Origin of the sequence: Bacillus sp. AFS012607 (assembly GCF_002558005.1) — a bacterium.
In the GTDB taxonomy this organism is placed as follows: domain Bacteria; phylum Bacillota; class Bacilli; order Bacillales; family Bacillaceae_G; genus Bacillus_A; species Bacillus_A thuringiensis_S.
The window spans coordinates 93,876-111,074 of the sequence record NZ_NTVM01000011.1 but is presented as its reverse complement, the minus strand read 5'-3'; the positions used below and the strand labels follow the sequence as shown (position 1 = coordinate 111,074).

The following is a 17,199-nucleotide window of genomic DNA, read 5'->3' as shown; positions in this document are numbered from 1 at the left end:
TATATTTAGGTGATAATTATTTTGCTGTGTATGATAGATTACGATTCTTACTTTTTATAATGGAATTATATTATCTATAGAGTTGTCCTGCTTAGCTAATTCTTTATTCCTATAATCTATTAATTTATGATTAGATAAAATAAAATTATGCTCTAATATTAATTCATTGTGGAGCACTTCAACTAAAAATTTAGGTATCATCTCTCCTACACCGTAATTATAGTCACTAAGAATCCAAGAAACCTCTTTCCAATCTAAAATTCCTTCTGAGACTTTTTTTGGAGTGTGATATGTAAATTCATGAAGTAACTCTACTAGATAAACATAAATACCGCCAGAATATGAAGAATCCTCCCATTTAATAATACCTTTAAATTGAATTTGGTCATACGTAACTTTTATATTAGTCTCTTCCTTTATTTCACGAATCGCATTTTCTAAAGGAGTTTCTCCCTTTTCTATCTTTCCTCCTACCCCATTCCATAATCCTTTTACCGGATCATATTCTCTATTTAACATAAGTATCTCTTCATTTCTTTTTATAAAACATAAAGTGTGCTTGTACATAATGTGATTCCTTCCTCCGTTTTTAATAAGCTCTTACTGGAGATATAAGATGGATTGCTGCAGATTGCTCTCCTGCTTCAATCAATATCGGTCTCATAGAACCGCCAAAGCTTAAAGTAATCGTTTCTTCTTTTATTGCTCTTAAAGCATCAACCATAAAACGCCCATCGAAAGATATATTTAATTGTTTTTCACCTTGAATCGCATCTATTTGTTGCGTTTCGGATATTTGCCCAATTTGAGAAGCGTTTGAAGAAATTTTAATTGTAGATTCGTTTATGATTTCTAAGTTAACATTGTTATTGGCCCATTCACTTGCTAATAAACTTGATCGGTCTACACCTTGTAATATCTTTTTTCTATCTATGTTAATAATCGTTTTAAAGTCATTTGGAATAAGGTTAGAAATATTAGGATATTTCCCTTCAATTAGTCTTGAATATAATGTAGTTGTTCCCAGCGTAAATATAATATGACTCTCTGAAAGGTAAATATATACGAATTCCGAATTGCTGTTCATTAATTTTAGAAGTTCACTAATGGTTGCGCTTGGTACAATACAATTTGCTTTTACATCTGAGGAAAGTCGCGTTTCACGTATCGCTAGTCTATGTGAGTCAGTTGCAGCACAAATAAACTTATTATTAGATAACTCTATATGCACCCCAGTAAGAACAGGTCTAGATTCATTTTTCGCTACCGCAAAGACTGTTTGTTTAAATACTTCAATCAATTGCTCTGTCTCTACCTTGATTTCTGCATGATTGTCTATAAGCGGTACATTCGGAAACTCATCTGCAGGAAATCCATTTAAACTTAATGTGATTTCTTCTAATTGTATCTTAATAATTTGCTCATTCTTACTTTTTATTGCTATATCACTTGGCATTTTCTTTATTATTTCAATGAAATACTTTGCAGGTACAACAATAGTTCCTGCCTTTAAAATAGTTGCAATTTTTTCGTCTTCAATTGAAACAGGAATGAATTTTTCAATAAAAATATTCGAGTTACTTGCAATTAAAGTAATTCCAGATTGATCTGCAGTTATTTTTATACCAGATAATATAGGAATTAAAGATTTTGTTGATATCGCTTTGTTAACTTCTGAAAGTGCTTGAGTAAATTGTTTGTGATTAACGATGAACTCCATGTTTTCCCCGCCTTACATGAGATAATATTTTTATGAAGATTGATGAACGATTGTTCCGTTAAAAAAATAAGGTACTGTTTCTTTCTTTTGTAATAAATCTAGTAAATGTTCTGGTATGCGTAAATACGGTGCTGCTATATGTAATTCCATCCAAGTAATCTCTTCGATTTCTTTTGGTCTTGATATATATGTCTCCCCGCCGATTATTTCGCCTAGAAAATTAAAGAAAATTGCATGATGATCTCTTTCCTCGAAAAAGGCTTCGCTGATAGAACAAATCCCTTTTACGTTTATATGTAACCCTGTTTCTTCTTTTACTTCCCGAATTACTCCTTCTTCTAAGGTTTCTCCTAATTTAACTGCGCCACCCGGTAATGTATAATAAGAACCATTTTCCCCTGTGTTTTTTACCATTAAGATCTTTTCATTAGTTTTATCGTACAAAATCGCGTATGTAACATTAACTTTTTTCATATGTACCTCCTCTATTTTTAATAAAAGGAATTTTCTGTCTTCTATCCATTCTACCATTAACTCCTTTTAATATATATAAGTTAGTTAAGTCTTGCCTTTACCGCTATTGGTGGAGTTAATAAGAATGGGCCACTGATATATAAAGAAAGAACGTATCTTAGGAAGATTATCCAAAGAACGTTCTTGAAGTTTTAGCATGAAAATTGATTAAATTAAAACTAAAATTAATAATAACCTCGCCTTGATTACATTTGTATTCCAAATACTAATGTTAACAAATTCTATATACTTTTTAGCCGTTTTTCTAAATAATAATGATTATGTCCTTTCGGATGATCTTCACTTACTCCAATTACTTTATATCCATGTTTCTTATAAAAATCAGGAGCTTGGAAACTAAAGGTATCTAAATTAATTAACCTACAACCTTTTTCAATTGCAAATTCTTCAATAAGCTTTATTAACTTGTTTCCGTAACCTTCATGCCTATATTCTTCAGAAACCCATAGAAAGTCAACGTGTACATGGTGCCAAAAAATTATTGCTGTTACCCCACCTACGATTTCTTCTTTTTCATTTCTTACTATGAAACTAACCTTTTCTGAAGGTGTTTTTTCTTCATCTGCGAGATATTTTTGATTATATTCAATTACTTTCTCTCTTATGTAATCACTATCTTCTTGTACCCACTGCTGTACTATTTTCATTTTAAGTGTCACGCTCCTTTTTACTTATCTATTCAATTTTATAATGATATTGTCCTGTCTTTAATGAGTTAGTAAAGAAGCAAAGTTAATGGAATAAAAAAGAGCCCTAACATGAGGACTCTTTTTAAAATTAAGCAACTTTCCGATGTAAATGTTTTAGTTCCTTTTTCTTTTCTGCAGTTGGTGGACGGATTAATATTGAAATAATGAAGGAAATAACACTTAAAACACCGATTATAATGAAAGTTGGTTGAAATCCCCCGAGTATCGCTCCAATAAATGATCCTGCAAGCGCACCAAATCCGAAACCTTGGTAGACAATGCCGTAATTTGTACTATGGTTTTTTAATCCAAAGAAATCTCCGACAATAGCTGGGAATATAGTTATATTACCACCGAAGCAAAAGGCGACACTTGCTACACAAGCAAAATAGATTCCGTAATTTAGCGGAATAAAACTTAAAGTAAAGACTGACAATCCTATAATAATAAACGTTGCAGAGACAATTTTCATTCGGCCGATTTTATCTGATAACGTCCCAAGAATGATTCTACCTACTGTATTAAAGATTGCAATCATAGCAACGGCGTTTGCAGCGGTTGCTGCGCTAAGTCCAACGAGTTGTACGCCGATATCTTTTACCATACTGATTAAATACAAACCACCCATACACGAGGTGAATAACATAAAAAATAGGAGATATACTTGTTTCGTTCGCATCATTTCACGCGGAGTATAGTCATTGTGTAATGTTTCAGTTACAGCATTACTTACAATTGCCTCACGTAAGAAGAACGATCCGATTAACACTAAAAGTAACACGATAATACCCCAATATAAGAATGCTTGTGATACACCAAGGTTATCGATAAGATTTCCGTTTATATATCTAAAGATTAAGCTGCCCATTCCATACGCTGATACAGATATACCTGAAATAAGCCCTTTCCGATTTGGAAACCATTTAATTAAATTAGATAGTGATGTAATATAAGCTGTTCCATCCGCATAACCAACAACGACACCAGCTAATAAATATAATAGTGGTAAAGAAGAAACTTGTGAACTAAGTATTAAGCCGAGTCCTAAAACAATTCCTGCAGTAGCAATAAGTTTTCGAAGTCCTAATTTTTTCTGCAACTTTGCTGCAAATAAAGTTGAGAATGATAAAGAAAAACTTGTTATGGAGAAAGTTATCGCTACTGAATTAAGATTCCATCCAAACTTACTTACAAGGGGTTGATTAAATAAACTCCATGTATAAATTGTTCCAAGGCCAATTTGAACAATGATTGTACCTAGAACAATTAGTAACGGATTTATAGAACTTTGTTTCATACTAACTTGTCCCCTTCTTTTATCTTGACATGAATTTTCACAGTTAGTATATCCATCATAAATTACAAGATACTGTACGGAAAATGGTAATTAAGTTCATATACACAAAAAGACACTTCATAAAGAAGTGCCTTTTGCAGGTTATATCAGATATTTCTAAAGAAAGCTTTGTTAAGATAAGACATTTTCAAATGCTTATGTATATATGTTATCAAATAATTTCTTAAATGTTATGAGACTTAAGACGTATTTTTCATTCATCATATAGTCGGATGAAAAATTAATATTCGATTTCATCAAAATCTTTCGGCTGCGGTACAGTTTGCATATTAGCTGCATCTTTAGGATCGCTATAAATTGCATTTTGCTCTGTATTTACATCTTTTATATTTTGCTTTTTATTTTTGTTCACTTTATCTTTCACTTTCAATCACCCCTTTTTGTTATAGGAGTAATTATGCCCTAATACGGTTACTAAATGTATCAGCGACTAAATTACTAAATTCACGTAAATAATATAAGTAATTATCACCGCCGTAGTTATATCTTTTATTATACATTTTTGCAACAACTACATTATATTCAGGTATTACTAAAATAGTCGGTCCAGTAATCCCTAATATTTGATACGACCCTTTTGGAATACGTTCACCAAGTTCGCTTAATTGTGCAGGCTCATTTTGGATGAACCAAAACACCCCATTTTGTGGTAGCTCTTTGTTTATAAATGTTGGACTCTGCAAACTCGTAGCAATTTTTATAACTTCTTTTGGAACGATTTGTTTATCATGTATCATGCCTTGATTTAGATGAAGATTGCCCCACTGCGCAAATTCTCTAGCTGAGACAAATAGATTTTTTTCAGTACCATCATTTACTGTACCAATTCCACTTATCGGGTCTTCATTTGGATTATTAATAATTTCAACCAAATTTTCATCTTGCTGTATTCTCCATCCTGTTTCTTGAAATTTAGCAGGTTTAAAAACACGCTCTTTTAACAATTCAGGAAAACTTTTGTTATATAGCTGATAAATAAGACGTGTCATCATTCTTACATTAATATCTCTATACGCCCATGATTGTCCCGGTTCAAATTCACGAAAAATTGTCCCGTCATTCGTTTCTTCTAATCCGTACGAATGTGTTACTAAATGTCTTATCGTCGTTTTACCAAGCAATATAGGATCAAAGTCTTTAAAATATTTTATCGCTTCATCATCAATAGAGTTTATTTTCCCCTCATAAAGCGCATACGCTATTATTAATCCTAAATAACTTTTTCTAGCAGAAGCAACGTTAAATTGTGAAGGTGCTGTTACTTTCTTGCTTGTAGATGTATTTGAGTGATAACCACTATAATGCTCTAGCACGATTTTATTATCTTTTATAATACAAAGTGCTGCAGCAGAACTTTGATTTTTTTCTTTTATATTTTCTACCCAAGAAATCAACTTTTCGTATGTATACAAATAAATCCCCCTTAACACTAATACAAAATTACAGCATGAAAGAAAAGTATAAACAGTATTTACACCTTTCTTTCATATAAAATATTAATGATGTACTATATTTAAATAATCCACCAGTTCCAGCAATTAAAGCAACCAAAACAACCAGCGCAACCTACGCAACGTCCACCACAGCCACCACATCTACCGCCGCCACAACCGCCACAGCGTCCACCACAACCTCCGCATCCTCCGCAACGACGTGCATCGTCTTGAATGTAGTAGTATGGATATTGACTTTGTTGTTGATCCCAATACACAACATTACCAGTTTGATAATCATTAAGATTTAATGTTTGTAGTTCATGTTGAAACTGATTCATTAAGAACCCCTCCATTTATAAATATAAATTCCGCCCAAATATTAAAGTTAATAAATTCTTGTGAACAAAGTAGAAACAAGACTATAGACTAAATGCGTACATCAACAAAATATGAACTTACACTAGGTGATGTACCTTGTTTTTCAGCCTATTTTCTTTATATTCATTCGATGGACGTATTTACTATAAATAAAGTGATTTAAAAATTACTAATCCAACAATTTAGTAGTTCATCACTTAACTTTCTTTCTAGTAATTCCTTCACTAAAGGCATTGGCATGATTTCATAATGATTTAAGGCTTCTTTATTACAATCTATCCATTGAAATGCTAAATGAGACTCGCTAGATTTCGGTGGTAAGTCCGTATGTAAATCTTGTGACTCTACTTCAAAAATGTGGTTAATTTCATGATGAAGCACTTCTTTATCTTGCCATTGATTTTCTATGACTCCTAAAAATTGTTGTATACTACAGTTTACTCCAAGTTCTTCTCTTAACTCTCTTATTAATGCATTCTCGGCTGATTCTCCAATTTCAACATGGCCACCAGGTAAAAAATAATGATGGCCAATATATTCAGCAACTAATAATTTTTCATCTTTTATCATGACTGCTCGTACAATATGATGAAATTTACTTTTCAATTGATATTCCTCCTAGTTATTCAATGTATAGTTGCTCAAAATAGTCATTTAGTATTGGTATAATATAAATCATAGGTGTTTCATACGGATGAATATCATTAATAACTTCAAGAGCATCTTTTACAAGTTCTCGTTTACACTTTATTTCAACTTTACATTCTTGCCCTTCGCATATTCGACCAATTTCTCCATTAAAAGGAGATGCCTCGTCTAAAGGTCTCCAATATCCTTTCACTGAACTATAGGAAAGACAATGGTCATATTCGCCCGTTTTACATGCTCCAATTTTATTTAATTCATCCCTTAATGTTTCAATATATTCTTCAGGAATGAACACTTCAATTTTCACTTCAGTAAATTGCATATTTCATTTCACGCCTTTACTTCCTAATAGTTAAACAAATAAACGATATACTTGCTCGCCATCATACTCCTGTTCTAATGATTTGAAACTGTATCGTTCATATAGTTTCTTTGCAGAGATATTATCTTTATGTACGGTTAATCTAATTTCTTTACACGATTTAAAAGTATTTTTTATTATATTAATACTTTCTTGTAATGCTGCTTTTCCATATCCATTACCTTGCTGCTTTTGATCAATAATAAATCCGTTAATCCAATACATATCTGATGTCTCTCTTACAACTGCATGCATTACAAAACCAACCATAAGGTCACCAACGTATATAGAGAATGGTATGTACTCTACATTGTCACCATCTGGTTTTATATATACTTTAGCAAGCGAAACTGCTACGGATGGAACAAATTTCAACTGATTTTCTTTAACTTGTAGCTTTAATGCTTCTTCCCAATTTTCTCTCGTAACAACCTTTAACTGGACATTCAATATTGTAAGCTCCTTTATCTAGAGGGATGTATTTTTATATTCAACGCATTGAAATAATTCCCTTTTTCGACAACAACTTATAACATGATTTTTATAAAATCTTGAATGAATTTTTGTTCATCTATTTCTAATGCTATATGGGCCCCTTCAGGTATAGAGCTAGGGCGGAAATCAGCAAATGTTTGTCCTTTCGTACCTCCGTATGTATCTACATTTACTGTACGATGCACAAATTCAAAAAAACTTGGATTTACTAATCCACTTATTGCAACCACATCATGTAGCAAAGGTCCTTCGATAGATGGATTAAGTTTTTGGTATGCAGATAAATAGTAGTCATACATTGGTTTCATTATCATATGAAATGGATTCTTTGTATTAGCTTGAATATAGCTAAATACATTTGGTGTTAACACAGCTTTGTTTGTTACATTTAAAGGGAATATTAATAAATTCTTTGCTTGATGGAAAACAATTTTACTTGCTATCGGATCTCCATACACATTTGCCTCTGCTAACGGCGTAACGTTTCCTACTTCTAAAAAAACACCACCCATGAAATATATTGCTTTTACATTTAGCATTAAATCATTCCATAAATTAAAAGCAATTGCTAACGAGGTAGATCTTCCTACATCAACAATCGTTAAATCTTTTCCGTACTTTACAAGAATCGCAGCGATACTACCAAAATTGTATATTGGAATAGATAATACGCTTTCTGGAACATGGATGGGCCCTAATCCTTCTGCTCCGTGAATTTCAGGGTAGTACGTAGTAATTTCTTCTGTAAGTGGTTTTGTTGCACCACTAATGACAGGAATGTCTTGTCTATTTGCTAACTGTAAAATATACGCTGCATTATGTGCAGCATGTATATGCTCAACATTTCCGTATCCAGTTACAATACCTACAATTTCAATTTCGGGATGCAGTAAACCATACATAATGGCAAATGAGTCATCAATACCTGGGTCTCCGAAAAATAATACTTTTTCCAAGAAATACTCTCCCCTCATAAAAACATAGAGTCATCAATAACTATGTATATGAAAAAAGCAAGTATATCTATGCGGATTTTAGAATGGATAATGTTCTACAAAATATTAAAAAGGAACTAGCGTATGCTAATTCCTTTCTTAAGTAACCATTCTCAAATTTAATTAATTATCGTATCCTTCATAAATTGCATCATTTATTTGATTTTGTATTTTTTTATCATCAGGTACAGGTTTCCACCAATTTCCTGTAATAAATAACATAGTTAATAAATTATAACTATCACTAAAATAGCTTTCTCTCTTATTCTTCATCCAATCCCAACCGCTATTTACCCACTTTTGATTATTGCTACTCGTTATACTTGCAGCAATAAACGGTGAAACAAATACAGCAGTTGAATAACTACCAATATTAGATCCATTTAATTGATAACCATCCACAATTTTAGAAGGATTTCCATTCGTTTTATTTTGAATCCATGAAGAGACTTTATCAGAAATGACTTTACTTCTTTTCTCGCCGTACATCGCATAGTCCATTACAATTCTCAATGGTACCCGACTAGCATTGTAATAATATGCATTTGTATATTCTGACTCCTCTAAGAAGTCTTTAGGTGCGGGTTGTGGTGGATTTTTTACAACGAAATCTGAAATAAGTCCTGTATTTGGAGAGTACTTATTACTAAATTGCGTATAAACATCGTACAAATTATTAATAACAGTAAGCCAAGTTTTATCACCTGTAAATTCATAAAATGCTCTGAGGTGTGAAATCATCCAATCAGATGGTCTCGTATCAAGTGAACTTTTAGAATCCCAATCTCCTAAATTTAGTCGGTTATTATTTGTAACATTACTAGCTTTAATACCTTTTGTAATCATGTCTTGTGCTTCTTTCAAATAATTAACTGTTCCATTAGATCCCCACTGCTTATGAGCAAGAAGAAGAGAATACGCAATATCTAAATCCCCATCAGTAGCAGAATCAAAATGACCTTGTGCTTTTTTACTATCTGCAACAACCCATCCCATTAAATTAGGATTTTGAGAACTTTTAAAAGTTCTTGCTGTTTTAAATAAACCGTCATAGATTTTTTGAGCATTCGAATCATAACCAGCCATTAATACTGTAATTATCATCCCATACCCTTGACCTTCTGAAGTTCCAAGTGGCTTAAACCCATCCGCATCACCTGTAATCTCTCCTTTTACATAATAACCACCAGGTAAAGAAGATAAATCATTTTTCAAATATTTCTTTTTCCAATTATCGTAGTAACTTCTTACAGAAGCATTTAAACTTTCCTGTGTAACATGAGTAGGTTTTATAACACCTGCATAATTAACTTGCTGGGGAAATGGTTTCATTTCCTTTGCAGCAGCTACTTGTTGATTAACTACGGGAATAGAATTTTGTACTGAATTGTCCGTTACATTTGCTGCGAAACTAAAACTAGAAAAACTAGCTAGACCGATTCCTATAATAGAAATACATGTGAAAATATTTCTTTTTCCATTCATTATGTTGTCATCTCCTTTTAAAATGCTTACTACATAAAATGTAACATACAATATTTAACTGAAATACAAAATATTATATTTATCAACATAAGAAAAAAACTATATGAAAAAGTATCATAAAATTATTATTGAATTACGTTATACGGATTGATTATTTGCTAAATTCCTATGTTTTTCTTTTCTTAATACTGGTATATGAGCAATCAAGATACCAAGTATAGTAATCCCTCCGCCAATTATCGAAACTAAAGTTGGCACTTCTCCTAACCATAACCAAGCAATAAAACATGCAGTTACTGGGGTTAAATATAGAGAGCTTGTTGCCTCAGCAGCACCAGCATGAGATATGATATAGGCCAATGCGATATATGGGAGTACTGTTGGAAATAAGCCTAAATATAAAACACTCACATTCACTTCAAGAGGAGCTGCTAGTATTTCTTGATACATTCCCGGTAAGAAAATAAGCATACATACAGTACTAGATAAAATTGTATATATGGTAAATGGTAAGAAGCCGTACTTTTTTAAGTAAGAAGTTTGGAAAACAAAATATAGGCTTTCTGAAATTGCTGCAAATAATATAAATAATCCCCCACTATTTAATTGAATACTATCTCCTTGACTAAATGATATGAGAGCAATTCCTATAAAACTAATTACACCACCGATCCAACCATTTAATTTCATTTTTTCGTTTAAAAATATAGAAGCAAGAATTGCCGTTACTATAGGTGTGACCGAAACAATTAAACTTGCAGAACCAGCATTTACTGTTTTTTCGCCGTAGTTTAATGCAATGTGATAAAAAGTGAATCCTAAAGCACCGAACATAAAAATTGCTGGGATATCCTTTAAATCCGGTAGCCGTAACTTGTAGATAAAAGAAAACAACAGAAGTATAAATGAAGCGATTAATAAGCGTAGTAAAGTAAGATGCTCAGGTGTATAAGATTCAAGCCCCATACGAATTGCCGGAAAAGCAGTTCCCCATATAAGAATCGTAAACGCGTGTGCATATATAATGCGTAAATCCCATTTTTTATTATGCATGTTTTCTCTCCCTTTCTAATAAACCAACCATTTTTAAATTACCAATTATTTCTTTTCATCATATTTAATAGTTGATACAATGTCTTCAACCAGTTATTTATCGTAAAAACCAACCACTTGGCATTTTTAAATTGAACGAGGGAGTTTTTTTATGACAACGAATAAAAAACTGCCTAAATATCGGCAGATAGTAGATTATATGAAAGAAAAAATCGAAAACGGAGAATGGCCGATCGGAAGTAAGATCCCTAGTCAAAGGCAGTTAGCAAAATTATTTCATGTAAATCGAAGTACTGTAATAACTGCGCTCGATGAACTTATGGCAGATGGCTTAATTCAAGGGAAAATCGGAGCAGGAACAGTTGTAACAAATAATACATGGTCATTATTAGCGACGAATCCCCCGCCTGATTGGAGTGAATATGTAAAAGCTGGTATTCATAAACCTAGCAAGTTAATGGTACGAGAAATAAATGAAGCAGAAGCAAATAAAACACTTATCCATCTTAGTAAAGGTGAACTTGCACCTCAAATTTTCCCGCTAAAAACGATGCAGTCCATTATGAAAAATGTAAGTGACGAATTAGATTATTTCGGATACGAAGAACAAAAAGGTTTTTTACCGTTACGTGAGGCAATAAGTAACTACGTAAAATCATTCGGAATACATGTATCACCGGGTTCTATATTAATCGTCTCTGGTGCATTACAAGCATTGCAATTAATATCAATTGGTCTTTTGCATAGAGAATCAACTGTTTTACTTGAACAACCTTCTTACTTATATTCACTTCATGTATTTCAATCAGCAAATATAAATTTATCTGGTATAGCTATGGATCATCACGGTATTTTACCTAACGAATTATTAAAACGCATTAAATACAGTCAAAAGAAAAACATTTTATATTCTATTCCTAGTTTTCAAAACCCAACTGGGATATTAATGTCTCAAGAACGAAGAAAAGAAATAATAAAGATATGTGAAAAGGAACAGTTACCTATTATTGAAGATGATATTTATCGTGAGTTATGGATTGATGAACCCCCTCCAGCTCCTTTAAAATCAATAGATAAACATGGACATGTATTATATGTTGGTAGTCTATCTAAAACACTTAGCCCAGGACTTAGAATTGGATGGATTATTGGACCTGAACCAGTTATTGAAAGATTGTCAGATATAAAAATGCAAACAGACTATGGATCGAGTTCGTTATCCCAAAGAGTTGCTGCTGAATGGATAAAAAAAGGTTTTTATGAAGAACATGTTGCAAACGTAAGAATTCAACTAAAAGAACGAAGACAAATCATGATACGGGCTTTAAATAAGTATTGTGCAGATATTGCAACGTGGGATATTCCTAGCGGCGGATTCTTTATATGGCTAAAGGTTGTACCTAGCATTCCGATGAAAAAATTATTTTCAGAGGCACTATCAAAAGGAATTCTTTTAAATCCAGGACGTATTTATGAAGAAGAATCAGAACCGTACATTCGTTTATCATATGGATATGCTTCTCCAGAACAAATGACTAACGGGGTTAAATTGCTGAGTGAATTAATCCGTAAGCTAATGGCATAATAAAAACTCCTCTTTTTCTATAGAGGAGTTTTTATGTATCTTATTTACCACAACCGCATTTCCTGCCCTAACACAATAAGTCCTTCATAAGGATCTCCTTCAATGTTTAATACTTGAGCAAAAGCAGGTTCTGTTTTTATACCGTTCTCTTTTAAGCGAAGAATTTCTTCCCTTATATGTGGATGCTGCATTAATAGCATGTGCTCTACTATCATATGTCTATATGCATTTTGGTTACGCACTGGCTTAGGCTGAGCAAATAATTCAAATTCAAAACCTTCGAATTCAAAATTCACCTTTATCGATTCAGTACCTTTCATTTTTTTCTTTTTTATATTGAACCCTCTATAAGAACCATATAAAGACCTCATTTCCTGCTCAAAAACATCAAAGTTATGTACTTCCATTACTATATCTAAGTCAGATTGGAGAGTATCAATTCTTATAGGGATTGTCCCGCAAAGAACGGGACTATACAAAGCTAAATCCTCCATTATGTTTAGTTTATTTAAAACATCATATACCTTTTGTTGTTTGTCATTCCCTGATTGTAAATATGTAATAGATGTAAACATGGAAGTCTCTCCTTCATTTCACGTAATACGTGGCTCACTAAAATCAAGAAAAATTTGTCCGTTTAAATTTGTTCTAGGATTACCTTTATTTCAATATATTAAGGCCAACAAACAATATGTTTCAACTTTTCTCCTATACTGCAATACTATAAAAATAAAAAAGGAGGAATTATTATGAGCATTTTTAACATTCTTTTAACCATACACATACTATTTGGAACAATATGCTTAATCACTGGTATTGTAGCGATGGTTGCTCAAAAGAAGAAAGGAAAACATACTGAATGGGGCGAGATATATCATGCATCCTATGTTGTCATTACCCTTACGGCAATAATATTATCCATTATCAACTGGGATAAAATCGCATATTTATTTTATGTAGCAATCTTCTCTTATTCATTTGCAATTTATGGATACCTCGCACGAAAAAAACGTTGGAAAAATTGGCTCCATCACCACATTAGAGGTATGTTAGGTTCTTATATAGGTGCAGTCACCGCACTTTTAGTAAATGTCGGCATCCATATTCCCATTATAAATTTACTTCCGCCAATATGGTTTTGGTTTTTACCCACATTAATTGGTATCCCCCTCGTAGCCAGTGTATCAAAAAAATATAAAAAGCGTAGTTAAAATTAATTACATTTTGATTACTTTCTGATTATTAGAATGAAAAATTATACTCTATATATTACGAATGATATTATGAGCACTCGTCCTATGAACATCTATAATAAAATGCCGCCCAACAGGACGGCTCTTATTTTTACTTTACAAATGTAACATATTCACCAGAAACCCATTGATTTCCACCAACATTATACCAACCATCTTTATATCCAAACGATTGATATTTTGCACCTTGGTACACATTTTTCACAATACCGTAATTTGTTCCTGGTCCGGTACGAACACGCAATACATCCGCTATTATAGTAACTACGCCTACACCATCGTTTGATGATTGTGAAGTTGCGGGTACATTTCCTCCCGTATAACGAATATATGATGGATCGTTATAAATCCACTGATCGCCACCTAAATTTAACCAGCCATTTGATTGCCCAAATACTTTGTAGGACTCTCCTTTCCCTAATTGGCGAATAACACCATATCCAGTACCAGGTCCTTTTCGTAAATTTACATTGCTACCGTTAATATAAGCTACCCCTACACCATCATTCGTTGGAGGAGGAGTCGCTACGTTTTGAGAACCTTTTCCAAAAGTATCCGTTCCATACCCTTTGTAGTTATATTGCAAATGCGGACTATCCACAAATCCTTTCCAGTCACCGCCCCATTCAAAGCCAATTTGTTTAGCATAACGAATTGCTGATGCCCACGGTTCTTTATTATAGCTATTCCAATCTTCTGTACCATTCGACTGAATTGGAACAAAATCTAATGCTTGTCCTACTAAGTGATATGAGCGCATCGTTTGCGATGCTCCTTTACGAACATATTCACGTTGTTGCTCGACCGTACGGATTGTTTCGTAAATTAACACTTCAATACCATTGTCAATGCAGTACTGATACCACTTAAAAGCGGTAGCTTTCGTATTATCCGCTAATTTATTCAGATTACTTACATTTCTATTGTGGTATTTCAATATGCAACATCTCCTTTTCTATTATCATATGCAAAATTCGTCTCATGGGTTGTACATATACCTAGAACGATACGAAGTACAAATACATAAGAAGCCAATTCATCTAAAAAGGTTTTCACTTCTAGCTTCAAACTTTGTAAACTGAAATCAAAGCAATAAAAAACCACAACCTAGGTCTTCCAGTTGCGGTTTTTGGTATTTTCTTTTGATATGATACATGCCTTCTTGCATTGATAATCCTAGTATACAGGTTGTGTAAATTTTCCCTTTATGAATAACACTACTTATTCATGATTTTTCAAATCCAATATTGAATGTAAATGATCTGGATAATTGGTAAACATCCCGTCGACTCCCCATGCAAGTAACTTTTTCATATCATTTTCATTATCTACTGTAAATGGATGAACTTCTAATCCACTTTTCTTTATTTTCTTTACATAATCTGAATCGATATATTTGTAATTCATACCAAGACCTATGCAGTACATTTTATACTTTTCTATCTCTAATTTTGTTAATTGAACTGCTTTTTTATAAGGTAATAATTGTACTATGGATATATTACTATTTAAGCTATGAATCTTTTGTAGACTTTCTTCACTAAACGATTGAATAATAACTTTATCCTGTATTTCGTAGTAATTAATAATTTCTAATAATTTTTCTTCCATTCCTAAATATTCATCAGGTGATTTTGTTTCGATATAATAGTTCGCGTTATGCCCAAACGTTTCAATAATTTCTTTTAATGTTGGGACTTTAGCATTTTCAAATTCTTTCTTTGCTAAGTTCGGATATTTTTCATTAAAAAAAGAACCTGCATTTAGTTGCTTTATTTCTTCTAATGTATGCTCTTTCACTAGCCCAGTACCATTTGTTGTACGATTTAAGGTTTCGTCATGCATAGCCACTAAATGTCCATCTTTTGTCATTTGGAGGTCAATTTCTATATAATCTCCATTCATTTGTTGTCCTAATTTATATGCTGCTATTGTATGTTCAGGTGCGTACGCAGAAGCACCTCTATGTGCGATATTTTTTATATGATTTGATTGATTAATAGCTTTAGTATACTTATGTTCATTTATTTTCTGAAAAACAAAGATACTTATTACTATAAAGGCACAAATTATTGTAACAAGATATATCTTTTTCATAACGATTTATAAGCTCCTATATAAAGACGATTTAACTAGAATGATTTACTCAATTAAATGTCGATTTTCCAATACAGTCATTTTACCGATAGCTTGAAATCCCGATTTTTTATAAATATTGATTCCATCGTGTGAAGCTTGTAATACACAATAAGTATTTTTAAATTTTTGTGCTTCTTGCAGAAGGAAATTGAACATAGTAGATCCGAACCCTCGTCCTCTCATTCCTTCTTTAGTTGCTATGTCATAAATACCAATACTATCTTTTGAACATATCAATGAACCAACAGTTACGACTTCACCTTCATATAACCCTAAAAATAATTTCAGATTCTCACTGTTACATATATCAAGATTAGAAATTTGATTATAGAATGCTTGTACATGTATACCTTCTTCTGATGTGCCGAATAGATGAGCTAACGTTTCTCCAAATTTATTTATTTGTCCAGGGGAAGCTGCTTGTTGAATAGTAAAACTTACTGGCATGTTTATTGTTGGGGAAATTGTTTTTAAGTCTGCTACCATCGCAATATTCTGTTCCACTTCTTTTAAACCGATTTTAATTAACTCACTTTTTATATCCCGCTCTTGCTCCTCATCCCATAACCAAACACTCATTGGAAAATTTCTTTGATAATAGTATTCTACCTCTTTATATAATTTCTCGATCCCTTCCGTTAAATTATTGTTTAGTAGAGTGATGATATTAAATGTATCGGCAGGTAATCCACAATCAACAGCAATATAATCTTTCGTTTTTTTTATACTCATTCCGGGCACAAATTGTGCAATATATGAAGTTTTAAATGCAAAGTTATCTAGTAATAGTTGTTTATAATTCATCAATAGTTCTCCTTTTCATAAAAAGTAACACTCGAATTTTTCTATATTAAATATAACATATTAGAAATTTACCATTTTCTATAAAAAGTACCTCTTTAAATTGTGCTCTATAGTTTAAAATAATTAAAAATGATATAACGTTGTCGGAATGAAAAAAGTGGTATATAATAAATATTAACATTACTAGTAATTATTTTAGGTATTCCTAGAATAAAGGAGCGATACATATGAAAATTACTATTTATTTCGGAAGTCATGAAGATCAAG

21 protein-coding genes are annotated in these 17,199 nt (G+C 32.4%); 2 read left to right on the top strand and 19 right to left on the bottom strand.

The window, feature by feature from the left end; translation table 11 throughout:
• Window positions 1-54 precede the first annotated feature (54 nt).
• The 14 genes from CN409_RS13245 to CN409_RS13180 form a co-directional block, all read right to left on the bottom strand.
• Window positions 55-567 (bottom strand): NUDIX hydrolase, encoded by a 513-nt coding sequence (locus CN409_RS13245; protein WP_002082688.1) that lies wholly within the window; start codon window positions 565-567, stop codon window positions 55-57.
• Between the two features lie 22 nt (window positions 568-589).
• The gene (gene dnaN / locus CN409_RS13240) at window positions 590-1,720 is read right to left on the bottom strand and encodes a DNA polymerase III subunit beta (protein WP_097981520.1); all 1,131 of its coding nucleotides are present in this window, start codon (window positions 1,718-1,720) and stop codon (window positions 590-592) included.
• A gap of 30 nt (window positions 1,721-1,750) precedes the next feature.
• A complete protein-coding gene (locus CN409_RS13235; protein ID WP_000757615.1) occupies window positions 1,751-2,194 on the bottom strand; it encodes an NUDIX hydrolase in 444 nt (147 codons plus the stop codon).
• Window positions 2,195-2,475: 281 nt separating this feature from the next.
• Window positions 2,476-2,901, bottom strand: a complete 426-nt coding sequence (locus CN409_RS13230) for a GNAT family N-acetyltransferase (protein WP_000706899.1) — start codon at window positions 2,899-2,901, stop codon at window positions 2,476-2,478.
• A gap of 130 nt (window positions 2,902-3,031) precedes the next feature.
• The gene (locus CN409_RS13225; RefSeq protein WP_000814378.1) at window positions 3,032-4,240 is read right to left on the bottom strand and encodes an L-lactate MFS transporter; all 1,209 of its coding nucleotides are present in this window, start codon (window positions 4,238-4,240) and stop codon (window positions 3,032-3,034) included.
• Between the two features lie 280 nt (window positions 4,241-4,520).
• A complete protein-coding gene (locus CN409_RS31855; RefSeq protein ID WP_000653680.1) occupies window positions 4,521-4,664 on the bottom strand; it encodes a hypothetical protein in 144 nt (47 codons plus the stop codon).
• A gap of 31 nt (window positions 4,665-4,695) precedes the next feature.
• Window positions 4,696-5,712, bottom strand: a complete 1,017-nt coding sequence (locus tag CN409_RS13215) for a serine hydrolase domain-containing protein (RefSeq protein ID WP_086390555.1) — start codon at window positions 5,710-5,712, stop codon at window positions 4,696-4,698.
• 101 nt (window positions 5,713-5,813) lie between these two features.
• A complete protein-coding gene (locus CN409_RS13210; protein ID WP_001071342.1) occupies window positions 5,814-6,074 on the bottom strand; it encodes a heterocycloanthracin/sonorensin family bacteriocin in 261 nt (86 codons plus the stop codon).
• 199 nt (window positions 6,075-6,273) lie between these two features.
• The gene (locus CN409_RS13205; RefSeq protein WP_000836826.1) at window positions 6,274-6,720 is read right to left on the bottom strand and encodes an NUDIX domain-containing protein; all 447 of its coding nucleotides are present in this window, start codon (window positions 6,718-6,720) and stop codon (window positions 6,274-6,276) included.
• Window positions 6,721-6,736: 16 nt separating this feature from the next.
• Entirely contained in the window at window positions 6,737-7,084 is a 348-nt protein-coding gene (gene cutA, locus CN409_RS13200; RefSeq protein ID WP_001160789.1) for a divalent cation tolerance protein CutA, read from the bottom strand.
• Between the two features lie 30 nt (window positions 7,085-7,114).
• The gene (locus tag CN409_RS13195; RefSeq protein WP_086390554.1) at window positions 7,115-7,573 is read right to left on the bottom strand and encodes a GNAT family N-acetyltransferase; all 459 of its coding nucleotides are present in this window, start codon (window positions 7,571-7,573) and stop codon (window positions 7,115-7,117) included.
• A gap of 77 nt (window positions 7,574-7,650) precedes the next feature.
• The gene (locus tag CN409_RS13190) at window positions 7,651-8,574 is read right to left on the bottom strand and encodes a nucleoside hydrolase (RefSeq protein ID WP_014895267.1); all 924 of its coding nucleotides are present in this window, start codon (window positions 8,572-8,574) and stop codon (window positions 7,651-7,653) included.
• Between the two features lie 162 nt (window positions 8,575-8,736).
• Window positions 8,737-10,098, bottom strand: a complete 1,362-nt coding sequence (locus CN409_RS13185) for a family 8 glycosyl hydrolase (RefSeq protein ID WP_017763222.1) — start codon at window positions 10,096-10,098, stop codon at window positions 8,737-8,739.
• Window positions 10,099-10,236: 138 nt separating this feature from the next.
• Entirely contained in the window at window positions 10,237-11,151 is a 915-nt protein-coding gene (locus CN409_RS13180; protein ID WP_086390553.1) for a DMT family transporter, read from the bottom strand.
• Window positions 11,152-11,302: 151 nt separating this feature from the next.
• On the opposite strand from CN409_RS13180, the gene norG reads away from it, so the two are divergent.
• Window positions 11,303-12,736: an efflux pump transcription regulator NorG gene (norG, locus tag CN409_RS13175; protein WP_097981522.1), complete on the top strand. Its 1,434-nt coding sequence runs from the start codon at window positions 11,303-11,305 to the stop codon at window positions 12,734-12,736.
• Window positions 12,737-12,780: 44 nt separating this feature from the next.
• On the opposite strand, the gene CN409_RS13170 is transcribed toward norG, so the two are convergent.
• On the bottom strand, window positions 12,781-13,311 hold the full coding sequence (locus tag CN409_RS13170; RefSeq protein WP_000495184.1) for a DUF4269 domain-containing protein: 531 nt from the start codon (window positions 13,309-13,311) through the stop codon (window positions 12,781-12,783).
• A gap of 174 nt (window positions 13,312-13,485) precedes the next feature.
• Here CN409_RS13170 and CN409_RS13165 point away from each other — a divergent pair, with 174 nt between their 5' ends.
• Window positions 13,486-13,947, top strand: a complete 462-nt coding sequence (locus CN409_RS13165; protein WP_000021744.1) for a DUF2306 domain-containing protein — start codon at window positions 13,486-13,488, stop codon at window positions 13,945-13,947.
• Window positions 13,948-14,080: 133 nt separating this feature from the next.
• On the opposite strand, the gene CN409_RS13160 is transcribed toward CN409_RS13165, so the two are convergent.
• The 4 genes from CN409_RS13160 to CN409_RS13150 all read right to left on the bottom strand — a co-directional run bounded on the left by CN409_RS13160 (window position 14,081) and on the right by CN409_RS13150 (window position 16,932).
• Entirely contained in the window at window positions 14,081-14,926 is an 846-nt protein-coding gene (locus CN409_RS13160) for a M15 family metallopeptidase (protein WP_086390551.1), read from the bottom strand.
• The gene (locus tag CN409_RS31850; RefSeq protein ID WP_000232343.1) at window positions 14,923-15,093 is read right to left on the bottom strand and encodes a hypothetical protein; all 171 of its coding nucleotides are present in this window, start codon (window positions 15,091-15,093) and stop codon (window positions 14,923-14,925) included. The genes CN409_RS13160 and CN409_RS31850 overlap by 4 nt, the downstream gene beginning before the upstream one ends.
• A 117-nt stretch (window positions 15,094-15,210) precedes the next feature.
• A complete protein-coding gene (locus CN409_RS13155) occupies window positions 15,211-16,086 on the bottom strand; it encodes a glycerophosphodiester phosphodiesterase (protein WP_000725654.1) in 876 nt (291 codons plus the stop codon).
• A 45-nt stretch (window positions 16,087-16,131) separates the two neighbouring features.
• Window positions 16,132-16,932, bottom strand: a complete 801-nt coding sequence (locus tag CN409_RS13150) for a GNAT family N-acetyltransferase (protein WP_001107085.1) — start codon at window positions 16,930-16,932, stop codon at window positions 16,132-16,134.
• Window positions 16,933-17,199: the final 267 nt, after the last annotated feature.